Below are 15,849 nucleotides of genomic sequence, written 5' to 3'. Positions count from 1 at the left end.
GAAATTCTCCTCAATCGAGCCCTAATAAGACTAGGATCATGTCGATACATTTGATTCCTAAGAACGGAGTAAGAATACCGCCAAAACCGAAGATCAAAAGATTTCGCCTTAATATTTTGTCCGCTCCCAGAGGTTTATAAGTCACACCTTTCAGCGCTAAAGGAATCAAGGCCGGAATGACTAACGCGTTGAAAATAACCGCGCTGAGCACCGCACTTTTCTGCGAGTTGAGATGCATTAAGTTGAGAACGGATAAAGGACCGTCCACAACGTCGGCCGTAGCATAAAAAGCTCCGAAGAGCGCAGGAATGATCGCGAAGTATTTTGCGATGTCGTTTGCGATACTAAAAGTTGTCAGAGCGCCTCTCGTCATCAGAAGTTGTTTTCCGATTTCAACGATCTCTATGAGCTTGCTCGGATTGCTGTCTAGGTCGATCATGTTACCCGCTTCTCTTGCGGTCTGAGTTCCCGTGTTCATCGCAACTCCTACGTCGGATTGAGCGAGTGCCGGCGCATCGTTAGTGCCGTCTCCTATCATCGCAACGAGATAACCTTTGTTTTGTTGTTCTCTGATTTTTTTCAGTTTTGTTTCAGGAGTCGCCTCGGCTAAGAAGTCGTCCACTCCCGCTTCTGCGGCGATTGCGGCAGCGGTGAGTTGATTGTCTCCGGTGATCATGACGGTCCTGATTCCCATCTTACGAAGACTCGCAAATCTTTCCTTCAATCCGCCTTTGACGATGTCTTTGAGTTCGATCACTCCCAAAAGTTTGTCGTCTTCCGCGACAAGAATCGGAGTGCTTCCTTTTTGTGAAACCCTTTGAATGACGTCTTCCATTTCGAAGGAAATTTTTTGACCGAAGTTCTGGAGATAGGCCTTGATCGCGTCCCCAGCCCCTTTGCGGATTCTCCGGGTCACTATTCCTTCTTTCTTTAGGTCCAATCCGCTCATTTTCGTAGAGGCGCTGAATGGAATAAATTCGGCTTCCATTTCGGTAAGATTTCTTTCTCGGATCCCGAATTTCTCTTTTGCTAATACGACAATGGATCTTCCTTCCGGTGTTTCGTCCGCAAGAGAGGAAAGTTGTGCGATGTCCGCAAGATATTTTTCCTCCACTCCTGGTGCGGGGAAGAATGCCCTTGCCTCTCTGTTGCCTAACGTGATCGTTCCCGTTTTGTCCAAAAGAAGAATGTCGATATCACCTGCGGCCTCGATCGCCTTTCCGCTTTTTGAAATCACATTAAACCGAATCAGGCGTTCCATGCCGGAAATCCCGATTGCGGAAAGTAACCCGGCTATCGTCGTGGGTATAAGACAGACAAGAAGAGAAATCAAAACGGGGACGGATAGATCGGCTTTTTGTCCTCCTTCCTTTGCGACGAATTCCGCAAAGAACGGCAGGCTGATGACCACGACCAGAAATACGAAAGACAAACCGGAAAGAAGCATGGTAAGTGCGATTTCGTTCGGAGTTTTTTGCCGTTTTGCGCCTTCCACAAGAGCGATCATCTTATCTAAGAAAGTATTTCCTTGCTCAGCCGTGATGGTGATTATAATCTTGTCGCTTAACACTCTAGTTCCGCCGGTGACCGCGCTTCGATCTCCTCCGCTTTCTCTTACTACGGGAGCGGATTCTCCCGTGATCGCGGATTCGTCCACGCTCGCGATTCCTTCTATAATTTCTCCGTCTCCCGGAATCAGATCCCCCGGTTCGCATAACACCGAGTCGCCGATTTTTAAGGATGTTCCGGGAACCGGACGGATCTTACCGTCTACGAGTTTTTTGGCGACGACATTGGATCTGGTTTTTTTGAGACTGTCGGTTCTGGCCTTCCCCCTTCCTTCCGCGATCGCTTCCGCGAAATTCGCGAAAAAAACTGTAAACCATAACCACAAACCGATCTGCAGGTTAAAGGAGGAATAAATTCCGTGGTATAAGTCTTTGGAGAAGATCCAGATCGTAAAAAGCGCCCCTAAAAAAACGACGAACATCACCGGATTTTTAATTTGAGAAAGTGGATTCAATTTTTTGAATGTGTTTACGACGGCTTCCCTTAAGACTCCCGATTCGAAGAAACCTTTTGATTTACGGCTCATCCGGTTCTCCTTAAAAAGTTCTGCCTTGTAACATTAGAAAATGTTCAAGTATCGGTCCGATTGTCAGTGCGGGAAAAAAGGTCAACGCGCCTACGATCACGATTACGGAAAGAAGTAAAACGTAAAATATTCCTCCCTCCGTGGAAAAGGAACCTTCCGAAACGACCTCGGATCTTTTTTTGACCGCGGTGCTTCCTGCGATCGCAAGAACGGGGAGAATGACTCCGAATCTTCCGATCAACATCGCGATTCCTAACATGGAATTATAATACGGAGTGTTAACATTCAAACCGGCAAACGCGCTTCCGTTGTTTCCGGCTCCGGATGAGAACGCATACAGAATTTCGGAAAGTCCGTGTGGTCCTCGGTTTGACAACGAGGATGAGGCGTCCGGTAAACTCACCGAAATCGCTGTAAAAAGAAGAATGACGGTAGACGGTAAAAGAATTCCCAAGATCGACATTCGGATTTCTACTTTGTCTATTTTTTTACCGAGATATTCCGGACTACGACCCACCATGATGCCGCTCAAAAAAACGGTAAGAAGAATAAAAAGGACCATTCCGTACATACCGGCTCCGACTCCTCCGAATATTACCTCCCCTAGTTGTATATTCAACATTCCTATTAGACCGCCGATCGGAGAAAAACTGTCGTGCATGGAATTGACGGACCCGTTAGACGCTACTGTGGTGGCTACCTCCCAGACCGCGCTGTTTAAGATTCCGAACCTGACTTCTTTTCCTTCCCAAAAGCCGTACGAATCGAAAATAGGATTGTAGGAGGATTCGGAGAACCAAACTGTAATTACTCCGATACAAAAAACCGTGAACATTACGCTGAAGATCACCCATGCGTGTCTGAGATTTCCGATCATTCTTCCGTATAAAAATACGCATGCTCCCGGAAGAATCAGAATGGAAAACATCTGAAAGAAATTAGAAAGGGGAGTGGGGTTCTCGAAAGGATGTGCGCTATTGACTCCGAAAAATCCTCCCCCGTTTGTTCCTAATTGTTTGATCGCGATTTGCGAGGCTACGGGTCCTAACGGGATGATTTGTTCTGCACCCTCCAATGTGTTTGCGGTCACGTAACTCGAAAATGTCTGTACCAATCCTGTTGCGACTAACGTTAAAGCAAGCGCAAAAGCCGAAGGAAAAAGAACGTATAAGATTCCTCGGATTAAATCCTTCCAAAAATTTCCGAGCGCGAATGCGTTTGAGTTCGCCGAAAGCCCCCTTGAAAGTGCGAGAAGGACACAAAACCCCGTCGCCGCGCTGAGAAAGTTCTGAACCGTTAATCCGACAGACTGTGAAAAATAACTCAAAGTCGATTCTCCGCTGTAAGCCTGCCAGTTTGTGTTGGTTGTAAAGCTTACGGCGGTATTGAACGCAAGATAGATATCGAGTCCCGCAAAATTCGAAGGGTTGAAAGGAAGAAAATTTTGAAAGAGCAGGATCAGAAACAGAAGAATAAAGCCAAATAGGTTGAATAACAAAAGTGAGATCGTATATTCTTTCCAGTCCATATTCCGTTTCGGATCGATTCCGCAGAGTTTGTATAAAAGCGGTTCGAATTTTAGAGCCTCCGATGAGGTGAATATTTTATGCAGCCAAAGACCGAATAGGGGAGAAAAGACTGAGATTGAAAAAAGAAAAATCGAAAGTTGAATCCATTCCGTGGCCATAAAATCTCCTTAGAATTTCTCCGGTTTAAAAATAGAATAAACCAAATAGACAAGACAAAGTCCGCCCATGCCAAAGGCCAAAACTGTCTTCGGATTCATAATATATCGTTTCCTGAATGTGTCCGTTTCAATACGGGGTTGAACGTGAAAATTTTCGGATTCTTCATGCTCATAGTGAATCATGGACTCGTTTCCCAGTCAAGAGCGCTCGGGTTAAAGAGCGGAAAACGAAGTTAAGAAGTTGTTAGGAATCAACGCAAATGGGTACGATTTGAAACAGAGTTTGAATCTTAAACGGAGAATCTATCGGTATCGCGCGTTGAAATTTTATAAAATTCCAACAGACAGAAATGTGATGTCGTCTTGACCTGAAAGAAAAAAACATCCGTGAATGCGGATTTTTTTAGGATCTCCCTTGCGCACTTCGACTAACACTTTCTTTCAGCGCTCATTCCCTAATCCTGAAACGGTTATTGGATATTTTTTCCAATTTATTAACGTATTTACCGAGATTTCCAAGTCTTTTGAAACTAAAGTTAATGACTCTTTTGTCTTTGTTAAAAGCTCAACGGCATTTTTTTAAAGTTTTTATCATAGTGTTTTTATGAGCTACGCTTTTTTATCCTTGATTCATGTACGGCCCCGTTCGCTTAAATGGGGGAATTTGCTCAGAGTTATCGATACGGCGGCTAACCAATTCAAGATAGAATATCAGATTTCCTTAAATCAATTATAAAATTAGGAGACTCCTATTTTTGTAGGGGAAGAGTATTTTTTTAAATCCATTTGAAAAAAACTTGATTTCTAAGGCGCTCTTAAAGATAAACATGTAAGCAATTGCTTACTATATGGAGCTTGGGATGTTTCTTTCTCTTCCGGTTTATGATCCGAATAAAAAATAAAATTTCGTATTAAGGTAAGATCGGTCTTATTTCAAGCAAGAACGGAGTATTTTTTGTTTTTTTTATTCAGACAAAAATGGGATGATTTTCATTCTTTTATTTCCGAGTCCAGATTCAGATTTTTTTTCATTTTTCTCATTCCGTCTCTGATCCTGTTCGTAGATCTCGGACTACGGTGGAAAGTTCTAAGTCAGATGGAGGTTTTACAGTGGTACTATTATCTCCTTTCTTTCTTTTATTCGATTTTGATTTATTCTCTGTTGCTTTTTTCTCTTGCTTTTCTTTCGTCTGCATCAAAGAAAAAAGCGTATTGGAGCATACTGATATTTTCCGCCTTCGGTTATTCGAGTTGTATAATCGGTTCTTACGGATATTTTCTATACGCGGGAATCATGCCGAACTTCTTTGTTTTTTCTTATATTTTTCAAGAACCGTTTAATAGTTGGACCATCTTCAAGGGTGGACTGACGATTTCGAGTCTGATAGGTTTCTTACTTATTTTCGTTTTGATATTTCTTAGTTTGAAGGTTGTGTCCGCAAATTTTAAGCCGGTTCGATTTACGAGGAGTATCTATTCTGGTTTGCTTTTTGGGGTTCTTATTCTTACCGCTTTTTTTCACAATAATACACGATTTAACGACCAGATTTACGTTTCGGACACGAATTCGATTTCGTTTATCAATCGGAACATTTACAATGTTCTTACGGGAGATCGACTCGGTTCCGCGGGACTACAATCGAGAAATAAGCCGAAGTTGAACAAAAGTCCTACTCCGTTTCGAAAAAACATTTTAATCATCCTTGGTGAGAGTCTTCGTAGAAAGAATATGGCTCTTTACGGTTACGATAGGGACACGACTCCGTTTTTGAATCGTTGGACACAAAACGCTCGGAATGAATCCGTTGTGGTTTTTCAAAACGCGTATTCGAATGCAAGTTCTACTTTGATTTCGGTTCCGAGTTTGTTGTCGGGTGTGTCTCCGATTCAACCTGTTTCCATGACTCATAGTTTTCCTTTATTTTGGGAATACGGAAAGGCTGCGGGGCTTTCCACATTTTATATTTCGAGTCATAGTTTCCGTTGGAATAATTTTTCAGGTTTTTTTAGAAACGCGGGAATCGATTTTTTATGGAATAAGGAAATCAGTGGACTTGGTGTTTTTAATGATATAGGGATTGATGATCGTGAAACGGTGACTGAATTTCAAAATCAGGTGAAACTTCTCAAAAGCAAGGGTCGCAACTTTGCCGGAGTTTTACATTTGAACACGAATCACTTTCCGTATATCGTTCCGGAAGAATTTGTTTATTTTCCGATCGGTAAGGATACCTACGCACCGTATGACAATTCCGTCCGTTATTTGGATCATCTTTTGGAAAAAGTATTCCATTTTTTGAATGAAGAAAAACTGATGGAAAATACTCTTGTGATCTTCGTTTCCGATCATGGAGAGGCGCTTTTCGAACACAACTACGTCGGACATATAGAAAGTAATCATATCGAAACTTTGGCGGTTCCAATGGTATTTTTCTTGCCGGAGGAGAAAAATCATTTTCGGGAGCGTTTGAAAAGGAATATTGATAAAAACGTTTCCAATACGGATTTAATACCGACCGTCGCGGAAATATTAGGTGTTTCTAATCAACCCGAGATAAAAAGTTATCTCTCAAAATTGGAAGGGGCTTCTCTTCTTTCGGATCTTCCGGAAGGTCGTCGTATCTTTATCGCGAATAATAACGAAACTTCTCTTTATCGAGTTGGAATGAGTTATATCAAAGGAAATTTGCATTATATGCTTCGTCTTAATTCGTTTCCACCCGATGAAGAAGTTTATGATATTCGAACGGATCCATATGAAAAAAAGAATCTCTGGCCCGGCCTGAGTTTAGAAGAAAAACGAGAGATTCGTAGACAATTGGATGAATGCGGTCTTTGTTATGATCTTTATGCCGCTTCCGGAATTAAATTTTGATTCTTACGGAAAACTTTTGCTATTTGTGACCCTTTTCTAATTGATTGGGAATTTTCTCTGAAAACGCGATAGAAGGAAATAACATTCTTTTTTAATTTAAAACCTGTCTTAAAAACCTTTAAAGAAACCAGTTACAATCGTTCAGTAAGTTCGTAATAAAATATAGAAGTTCCCACAAATTACGTCCTTTGGGTAGTTTACGAGCTTTCGAGCATATTTTATAACCGTTAAGCTTCTCATCGAGGTTCCTATATTTTGAGACGGGCTCTGATATGGCGCCCCCATCCGGAGCTGTAAATATTTTTTCGCATTTTTTTTTAATCACCCAATAATTTAACTCGTTAGAGAAAAGCATTCGCGACGATTGATCAGACTGATATTCGCGGGTTGGATACCGCAGGATAATCTATACATCGGGAGCTGTTCTTAGTCTTAAAACGAAGGTCAAATTTGAAATTCAAATTTGCTTCAACACTGAGCCAACAAGTATTCCTCCTTTATCGTACATCTTCTCTAACGAATTCAATTATTGGATGAAACATTACTCTAACTCTATGCAACCAGATTCATCGCTGCCCAAAGAAATCCGGATAACTCTCTTGAAACTGCCGTTATCATTACCTGAGGAGTTTTTCCTCTTTGCTGTAGATTACGAAACTTCTTGTGTAATCTGAGAGATGCTTTTTCCGCCAAAGCAACAACTAACGCAGGTTGTCCCGATCTACGTGCGGTTACAATCTTACTTCCCGTTCCAGGGAAACGATGTTGCCAAGCTGCTTCTGTCAATATTCTTCGAAGTCTGGGACTTCCAGTTTTTGTTATCCCTGTTTGTTTTCTTTTGGAACCGCTGGAATATTCTCCCGGAACAAGTCCTAAAAAACTCATGAACGAACCGGCTGTTTTGAATCGTTTGAAGTCACAAACCTCACAAAGTAAAAACATTGCGGTTAGATAATCCACTCCTCGGAAACATCTTAATATTCCTACTTTCTCTCGATACGGTTCACTTTTCGCTATCTCTTGTATCCTCTTATCCATCGCTTTTAAATTCTCTTCTTGAACTCTTACCCGACTATAATAGTCGTTAAACGTCTCTTGAAGGATCTCGTTGTTAAACTGTAGATTGTTCAACCATTTGTTATGACTGACTGTCCAATACTTTGTTGCTGAGTAAGTTATACCCTTTCTTAATAAGAATTTCATTAACCTTTGACGATTCCTTCCTAAATCCAAACGAAGGCTGTCACGGGATCTCAAATAATCTCTTACCGCTTCGTCCTCTTCACTCGGTACATGAATCGATTCTAATTCTCCACTTCGTAATAATTTTGCTAACTTGATCGCGTCTCTCTTATCCGTTTTGATCTTATCCGAACTTTGTCTTGGTATCTTTCCTGGCGCTACAAGGATACAGTTCACTCCCAAAGACTTTAGATTTCTGTAAAGTGGATAACCGGTTACTCCCGCCTCGTAACAACTATGTATCTCGTTCCATTCTGATTTTAGTTTATTGACGAACTTTTTGATCTGAACCTCATTATGTTTTATCTGCTGTTCTTTTACTATTTCCTTTGTATTGCTCGTTAAACACGCAATTCTAATCGTTTCTTTGTGGACATCCATTCCTACATATACTTTTCTTTTCATTACGTTCCTTCTGTTGGTTTTCTTGTTTTGTGGTAAATGCTTGCATCTAACCCACGCTTTTCAAGCCCAGAAGGGGCGCCATTTTGTCTTAGTAAGTAATGAGAGTTCGGTATAACAAATGCAAAAGCGATTATTATATTGCGAGCGAATCTTTCTATTATTGTTTACGGATTCGTTTTAGTAGATACTACTTTTTGTAATTCGGTTTCCGAAGGAAAAACGATATTTTGATTCAACAATTCGTAACTTAAGTTTAGGTATGCCTTTGCCTTTTTGCTCATTTCATCGCAGACCTTCGGATCCAAGTCGCAGAAGTTGTTCTTCTCACGAGGCGGATTGATATTGTAGGAAAGATCTTCTTTCCCATCGAAAAATCTCAAATAAAAAAGATCATTTTCAATCCAGCCGAATAAATTTCCATAAGCAAAGTAGGCCGTTCGAGTTCTTCCCGGAGCTAAAAGATTTCTTCCCATAGAGGAAAAAACGGCCTTCTTACCAACAAGCCCCAGGATCGTCGGAATTACATCCAATTGGGAAGCGATAGTTTCGTCTAACGCAGGGACGACTCTTCCCGGAGCATAAATCAGAAATGGAACATTTCTGTCCTCGTAGTAATCCAGATATCTGTGATGGGTATGATCCGCAACGAAAACGAAAATAGTGTTCTTGAAGTATTTCGATTTTTCGGCCTGGGTAATAAAATTATGAATCGCCCAATCTGCGTAATTGTAAACGTTCAAAAAATCGTAATCTCTTGTGGAAGTATCAAAAATCCTGAATTTTTCTGAAGGAGTCCTATAGGGGTAGTGAGTCGTCAGGGTCAGGGCAAGACCTAAAATCGGTTTTTTAGAAGTGGAAATTCGTTCATGCAACAATTGTAATACGTCTGCGTCGTCGTATCCCCAGGCTCCCAGTTGAAATCTTCCTAACTTTGCGATTTCCTTTTCCCCGAGTACGGTATCGAAGCCCCAGTGAGGCATAAGAGTACTTTTGTTGTCGAAACTTAAATCTCCACCGGTCACGAAATAAGTATCATAACCCATTCTTTTGAAAATATTACCGATACCAGAAAAGTTTCCGAGAACCTGATGCGTTCTCACTACGGTCAGACCTGGACGGTCGGGAATCCCTGTAAGGATCGACATCATTCCATTTGTGGTTCTTCCGCCGGAGGCGATGAATCGATTATAGAATCTTCCTTTTTTTAAGAGCTGATTAAAATACGGTGTGACTTCCTTTCCCTCTACAAGTCCGTTCGAGATCGGTTTGATAAATTTTCCCGTCCAATTTTCAAGCATAATTAAGACTACATTGGGAGGAGTTCCGGGATTGGTTTCTTGTTGAACGCGTAAGATCGGATATTTATCGCTGACGAATTCTGAGCCCGGATAGGAAATTTCTTTTCGTACGATCTCGATTGCTTCCTCCGTTTCCAATTTTAAGAATTTCGGGATGGACTGGCTTTTTAAATCCATGATCGAAGTGAAAACGCCGTTGAGTGCGATATTGTTTACGAAGTTGTTTCCGGAAACGATTGCGTTCGTAGCTCTTATGGGAGATTCTTGAATGCCTCCTCGGATTGCGATGATCGTAACGACCAAAACGGCCGAGATCTGAAACAGTGTGGATTTCCAAGATTCTTCCCGATATCGGTACGGGTTGTATTTAAGAAATAACCATGTCGATAAGGGAAGAAAAAATAGTAGGAATGCAATTCCGATCAAAAACGTAACCGTGTTTTGCTCCAAGGCCGATTTAAGAATCACGCCTAAATCTTTTCCGAGAAATACGAATCCTTCATAACCGATATGTTTGTTTGCGTTTTCAAAATAAATGATGTCCGCGATCAGATGTGCGATCATCCAAATTCCCAAAAGGATCGGAGTGTATCCCCAAAAAAAGCGATATAGTTTGAATCGATTTAAATACGGCAATACGGAAAGAAGAGCGAACAATCCCAAGGTCATTCCGATCACGACGAGGTCGAAACGAAAGCCTAGAAGAAACGCGAGTAAGACTTCTTTGAAAGGAACGTCTTGGAGTCGATACCAATACACCGAAAGAAATGCGATCTTGTACAGGAAGAGAATAAAAGCGAAGTAGAGAACATAACCTAAGACGAGTTTTAAGTGGGTGGGGATACGTTGAAACATTCTGACTCTTTTTGCGTGTGATATGGATTGAGAATTGAAATCGGATTCTCAAAACTTATAGTTATAATAGGTTTAAGTGGAGGTGGACGCTCAAGTCAAAAATATTTTGCTCGAATACGGTTCCAAAAAATACATTTCTTTGAGTTCTGCTGTCACGAACAGATCAGTACGTTACTTCTGTTGTCGTTACAAGTGTACAAAAATTGAGTTTGAGTTTTTGAAGCTGAGTCGTGAAAAATCGGGAATCAAAAAGAATTTGGGTCTTGACAAATTTTTATGCGTCTCAATAATGAGTGAGTAATCACTCACTATGAATTTGCAAGCACAAGAAGAAGTGCAAAACAGTATCGAACTCGAACGAGATTGGCCGGAAGGGCAAAAAAAAATCTTTTTGGCCGCGGTTGAAGTATTTGCTCAAAAAGGTTTTTCTGCCGCAACTACGGGAGAGATAGCCAAAAAGGCCGGAGTTGCGGAAGGGCTGATCTTCAAGTATTTTAAGAGTAAAAAGGAACTTCTTCTGAGTTTAGTTCTGCCAATCCTAGAAGATTTTATTGCACCGATCTCGCTCAAAAGGCTGCAGGCGATTTTTGCCCAGGAGTTTTCAACTTTAGAAGAATTTCTTACGGCGATTTTCGAAGAAAGGGTGGCGTTCATAATAAAAAATAAGCATTTGATTCGAATCATTTTTCAAGAGGCTTTTATCACGTTTGAGATTCAAACCGTTTTGAAGCGAGTTTTCAAGGAAAAACTGGCACCTAAACTTAAGGAGCGTCTTAAGAGCTTTCAAGAAAAGGGAATGATTATCGATATGCCGATCGATTCCGTATTCCGTTTAATTGTGTCTAACCTTGCCGGATACGTCTTATTTACGGAAATTCTCTATAGACCAGAAACGGAAGGCTACTCGGATCAGGATGTAGAGTTGAAGAGAACGATCGAGTTTATAGCAAGAGGACTTAAGCCTAAAACAAAAAAGGAATTGGCTTTAAAACCTAAAGCTAAAAAGAAGTCACCTATTCCTGTAGCGACGAAAGTGAAAAAAAAGAAATCTTAATATCGGAGCCGATTCTTATCAGAAGTTTGTATGAATGTCTTAATTGATAAAATAAAATTTTGGTTTTCTGTATATCGATCCTTACGTTTTCCGTTTCGAATTCTTTTGCCACTTCTTCCTGTTTTGCTTTTGTTTCTATTCCTATCTATGAAGGGAAAAAATAAGGCGGAAGACGTAGCCGTTCTCGGGCCGATTGCGGAGAAGGTTTACGGGCTTGGGACTGTTCATTCTTTGAATACGTTTCGATTCAGAGTCGGAGTTCCGACTAAAATTACGAAGGTTTTTGTTTTGGAAGGGGACGAAGTGGTACCGGGTCAAGCTTTGCTTCAACTTGAAGGAGCGACCGTTGTTCGTTCTCCGATTCGAGGGGTCGTTTCTGACGTCGGTTATCACGAGGGAGAAGTGGCCTTTCAAAATCTTCTCGCGATCGAAGTTCTGGGAACAGGATCCAAATATCTTATCGTAGCGCTTGATGAACAGATTTTACTTTCGGTTCGTAAGGGACAAAAGGCTTTGATCCGTTTTGAAGGGAAGCCAAACGAGGTCACGCAAGGACGTGTACAGGGAACATTCTCGCGAGCCGGTCAGTTCTTTGCAAGGATAGAAACGACATATTTTCCTGAAGGTGTTCTTCCCGGAATGAGTGCGGATGTCGCGATCGAAATTGGAAATAGGGAAAACGTGGTTCTTGTCCCTAGGAAATACGAAAAGAAACGTAAAATTATAATATTCAGAAATGGTAAATCGATAGAGATTTCTTTTACGCCTGGATTAAAATCGGAGCAATTTATTGAAGTGAAAGAAGGGGATATTCAAGCCGGAGATAGACTTTCAGAGGTACCATAATGTTGTTTATCGCAGTCAGGCAAATGCTCGTTAGAGGAAAACAAACCCTGACGACACTTTCGGGAATCGTTTTGGGCACGGCCGCTTTTATCATCATTTCCGGGGTTCTTCTCGGATTTAGAGGATATCTCGTTGATCAACTGATCAACGCTGATTGTCATGTTCGAATCAGTCCTAGACAAGAAATCATTCAGCCGAATTCTATGGACGATTTGTTTCCGGGAGAAAACGTATTTTGGCTTTCCCCTCCTTCCGGAAAACGCGGTTCCACACATCTAAGCAAAGCTAGTCTCTGGTATGAACGATTGGATCAGGATAAAGAAGTGCAGGCATATTCTCCGCAGGTGAGCGGAAGAGTATTTCTATTTTCCGGTTCCAATCAGGAAACCGGAAAGATCATAGGAATTATTCCGTCCAGACAGGTTCAAGTTACACCTCTCGCCGATTATATTACGGAAGGAAGTGTGGAGTCCCTGTCTGCGGGAAATAGAATCATCTTAGGTGATGGGCTTGCGAAATTTCTCGGCCTCGGGTTGAACAAAACGGTATGGATTTCTTCCAGCTATCAAGACAAAACTCCGTTTCGAATTGCCGGAATTTTTCGTTCCGGAAACAAAGCTCTCGATGATAGTATCGCCTATGGATTGTTATCCGAAGTTCAACTTTTGACGGCTCAGTCTGGAATGGTCACGGATATAGCCGTTCGCTTGAAGGACGTAAATCTTTCACTTCAGAAAGCGGAAGAATGGAGAAATGTGGGAGACGAAAGGGTTGTAAGCTGGCAGGAAGCGAATACAAGTTTTTTTGCCATCTTTAAACTTCAGGACGCAATTAGATATTCCATGACGGCTGCTATTTTGACGGTTGCCGGATTTGGAATATATAATATTCTGAATGTGATTATCAATCAGAAAAAAAGGGAGATTGCGATTCTTAGATCCATCGGTTACAGACCAAATGAAGTGTTGATGATTTTTCTCTTACAAGGACTGATTTTAGGACTTTCCGGAGGAATCATAGGGTTATTGGTCGGATTTTTGGTTTGTATCAGAATCGAAACGCTTCCGTTTACCAATCCGCTTTTTTCTGCAAAAGCTACAACGATGGTCGTTTCTTTTGCTCCTGCGATTTACATGCAGGCGTTTGCACAATCGATGATCGCCACTTTGATCGCGAGTTGGATTCCCGCAAGATCCGCCGGAAAACTATCACCGATCGAAATCATACGAGGAGAATAGAATGCAAACTGCAAGCCGTGCTAGAATCTCCGTAAATGATCTTAGAAAAACTTTCGGTAATTCGGAAATCATCAAAGGGGTCAGTTTGGATATCGAGGAAGGAGACTATGTATCTCTAACGGGAAAATCCGGTTCCGGAAAGAGCACGCTTTTGTATATGATTAGTTCCTTGGATCCTCCGAGTTCTGGAACGGTCGAGGTCGACGGAAAAAATATCTATCGGATGAATGAGGAAGAAATCCACGATTTTAGAAATAAGAAAATGGGATTCATTTTTCAGTTTCATTACTTATTACCTGAGTTCACCGCGATCGAAAACGTTTTGATGCCCGCAAGAAAAGCCGGGCTTTTAAAGAAATGTCAAAGTTATGCGGAATATCTTTTGGAGGAGTTCGATCTAAAGGATAGAATGGACTATCGAATTAATCGTTTATCTGGAGGTCAGGCACAAAGAGTGGCGATCGCACGCGCACTTGTGATGAATCCGAAATACATATTTGCGGACGAACCTACAGGGGCCTTGGATTCGACGAACACAAAGGTGGTTATGAACATTCTCGAAAAGGTCAATCGAGAAACGAAAGCTACGATTCTTGTGGTCACTCACGATTCGGACTTTGCTTCGAAAACAAAAAGACAGATCCATCTTGTGGACGGACAGGTTGTATCTCTGAAAGAATTCGAAACGCTCAAAAAAAGCGGAAAAAAGGAACGTGTCTGACTACTTCTAAAGCGGAAAAAATTTTCAGATAGGCATTCAAATCCTCATTTTTCATTCTGCGTCTTATGCGCTGGAAGTTTCCAAAGTTTAAATCGGGTCAGTTGAGAAGGTGGGAGTATCTACTTCCAACGGGATCTTCCAAAGAAACCGAACAGATCGCGAAAAAAATTATCTCGGATCCTTATCTTCCAAAAGCACAAACTCCGTTTTTAAAGATTTTACCCGGAAAGATATTGCTCGAAAATGCGAACTTTAGACAGGCACTCGAATTATTAATAAGAATTCCTTGGACAAGGGATTTTCGATTGAATTTGGGAATGTATCCGTTTAAACGGTCCTTTTCTTTTCGAGAATTCGAATCTTCATTAAGAAAATCTAAAATTCTTCCGGAGAAATGGAATCTCCAACTTCGTCCTCAGGTTAAGGGACGAGCCGAATGGACTCCTGAGGATTTAAGGAGGCTTTGGGAAACAGAAGGAGTTACCGCGAATTCCGAAAATCATAGAACTACGGAACTCAGTGCGCTTTTGGTGGAGGACGAAATCATTTTAAGCGTTAGTCTTTCCGGAGAGCCTCTCAATCAAAGGGGAAATTTTCAAATTCTCTCCAAGTCTGCTCCGATTCGAGAAGACCTTGCGAGATATTTGGTCGAGAGAATGCACAAAATCCTCCCTAATCCAGACGCGGTTTTGGTTCCGTTTGCGGGAACTGGGACATTCATTCGGGAATCTGTGGATTCGATTTTAGGAATCTGTTTTCCTCATTATTTGAGAGATTATCTGTTTCAGGATATGGAGGAATTTCCGAGAGCGACTTGGGATTTTTTAAAGAAAAAAACGCTGAAGGATTCCATCGGGAGCCCGATTGGAATCTGGTGGAACGAATTGAACGGGGCAACTTTCGAATATACTAAAAATAGAATGAATTTATATCAAGATTTTCTAAAGTACTATGGATTTTTTGATTCTTTTGGTTTTGTTCAAAATGAAGGTGACTTTTTTCTATATTCCCCGCAGGAGGTTTGGAATACCTTAGGAAAACGTCGACGAATCTGGATGTTTCTCAATCCGCCTTACGGACTTAGGTTGGGAATTGGTTCTTCGAGCGCTTTTTATAAAAAATTGGGTGAAAGATTGACACATTGGTGGGAACTTCCTTCCGAGATCGGCGGTTTTGTACTTTGCCCGAACGAAGAGTGTTGGTCCGTTTTGATTCGTAATATGGGAATTAAAACGGATACGATTCATGTCACTCACGGCGGTATGGATATGAGGGTTGTGTATTTTTGAATCGTTGGTTTTTAAGGCCTGTCATAAAATTCCAATGTTATGAGTTTATCTTGGAATCAGCTGCAAGTTTATCTTTTTTGAATTCATTTTCTTGTTTCCGTAGAAATTGTAAGGACTTTTGTTCGTTTAACGAAGAAAAGACGGTAACCTATAAACTCTCAAAAAAGATGAAGTCTATTGGAACTATTGTGCTCTTTTAGAGCTTGTCTTAAAAACCTTAAAAGAAATCAGTTACAATGATTCA

General features: G+C 41.2%; 11 protein-coding genes and 1 pseudogene. 6 read left to right on the top strand and 6 right to left on the bottom strand.

All coding sequences use genetic code 11. The annotated features are described in order from the left end of the window. Positions 1-10: 10 nt before the first annotated feature. From kdpB to LEP1GSC190_RS20285, 3 genes are read right to left on the bottom strand one after another with little or no spacing between them, the layout of a single operon-like run. On the bottom strand, positions 11-2,095 hold the full coding sequence (gene kdpB, locus LEP1GSC190_RS11540) for a potassium-transporting ATPase subunit KdpB (RefSeq protein ID WP_004280215.1): 2,085 nt from the start codon (positions 2,093-2,095) through the stop codon (positions 11-13). A 10-nt stretch (positions 2,096-2,105) separates the two neighbouring features. Next, a complete protein-coding gene (gene kdpA / locus LEP1GSC190_RS11535) occupies positions 2,106-3,782 on the bottom strand; it encodes a potassium-transporting ATPase subunit KdpA (protein WP_004280064.1) in 1,677 nt (558 codons plus the stop codon). Positions 3,783-3,791: 9 nt separating this feature from the next. Beyond that, positions 3,792-3,851 (bottom strand): potassium-transporting ATPase subunit F, encoded by a 60-nt coding sequence (locus tag LEP1GSC190_RS20285; RefSeq protein ID WP_228484330.1) that lies wholly within the window; start codon positions 3,849-3,851, stop codon positions 3,792-3,794. A gap of 886 nt (positions 3,852-4,737) precedes the next feature. Between LEP1GSC190_RS20285 and LEP1GSC190_RS11525 the strand changes: the two genes are divergently transcribed. Continuing rightward, positions 4,738-6,657: a phosphoethanolamine transferase family protein gene (locus tag LEP1GSC190_RS11525; protein ID WP_002762701.1), complete on the top strand. Its 1,920-nt coding sequence runs from the start codon at positions 4,738-4,740 to the stop codon at positions 6,655-6,657. 141 nt (positions 6,658-6,798) lie between these two features. On the opposite strand, the pseudogene LEP1GSC190_RS21115 reads toward LEP1GSC190_RS11525, so the two are convergent. From LEP1GSC190_RS21115 to LEP1GSC190_RS11510, 3 genes and pseudogenes are all read right to left on the bottom strand, one after another. After that, positions 6,799-7,012, bottom strand: a pseudogene (locus LEP1GSC190_RS21115) (hypothetical protein). Between the two features lie 197 nt (positions 7,013-7,209). After that, entirely contained in the window at positions 7,210-8,304 is a 1,095-nt protein-coding gene (locus tag LEP1GSC190_RS11515; protein WP_004280751.1) for an IS110 family RNA-guided transposase, read from the bottom strand. Between the two features lie 164 nt (positions 8,305-8,468). Continuing rightward, positions 8,469-10,457: an LTA synthase family protein gene (locus LEP1GSC190_RS11510; RefSeq protein WP_002764383.1), complete on the bottom strand. Its 1,989-nt coding sequence runs from the start codon at positions 10,455-10,457 to the stop codon at positions 8,469-8,471. A 310-nt stretch (positions 10,458-10,767) separates the two neighbouring features. Between LEP1GSC190_RS11510 and LEP1GSC190_RS11505 the strand changes: the two genes are divergently transcribed. From LEP1GSC190_RS11505 to LEP1GSC190_RS11485, 5 genes are all read left to right on the top strand, one after another. Beyond that, positions 10,768-11,511 (top strand): TetR/AcrR family transcriptional regulator, encoded by a 744-nt coding sequence (locus LEP1GSC190_RS11505; RefSeq protein WP_002764387.1) that lies wholly within the window; start codon positions 10,768-10,770, stop codon positions 11,509-11,511. A 30-nt stretch (positions 11,512-11,541) separates the two neighbouring features. Then, a complete protein-coding gene (locus LEP1GSC190_RS11500) occupies positions 11,542-12,357 on the top strand; it encodes an efflux RND transporter periplasmic adaptor subunit (RefSeq protein ID WP_002764385.1) in 816 nt (271 codons plus the stop codon). Then, positions 12,357-13,595 (top strand): ABC transporter permease, encoded by a 1,239-nt coding sequence (locus LEP1GSC190_RS11495; protein WP_002764381.1) that lies wholly within the window; start codon positions 12,357-12,359, stop codon positions 13,593-13,595. Before LEP1GSC190_RS11500 ends, LEP1GSC190_RS11495 begins: the two co-directional genes overlap by 1 nt. Position 13,596: 1 nt before the next feature. Continuing rightward, positions 13,597-14,316 (top strand): ABC transporter ATP-binding protein, encoded by a 720-nt coding sequence (locus tag LEP1GSC190_RS11490; protein ID WP_002764390.1) that lies wholly within the window; start codon positions 13,597-13,599, stop codon positions 14,314-14,316. 65 nt (positions 14,317-14,381) lie between these two features. Next, a complete protein-coding gene (locus tag LEP1GSC190_RS11485; RefSeq protein ID WP_002764391.1) occupies positions 14,382-15,605 on the top strand; it encodes a hypothetical protein in 1,224 nt (407 codons plus the stop codon). Positions 15,606-15,849: the final 244 nt, after the last annotated feature.

This window comes from Leptospira mayottensis 200901116 (assembly GCF_000306675.2).
Taxonomy (GTDB): domain Bacteria; phylum Spirochaetota; class Leptospiria; order Leptospirales; family Leptospiraceae; genus Leptospira; species Leptospira mayottensis.
Note: the sequence above shows the minus strand (reverse complement) of the source record. Positions and strands in the feature narration are given on the sequence as shown.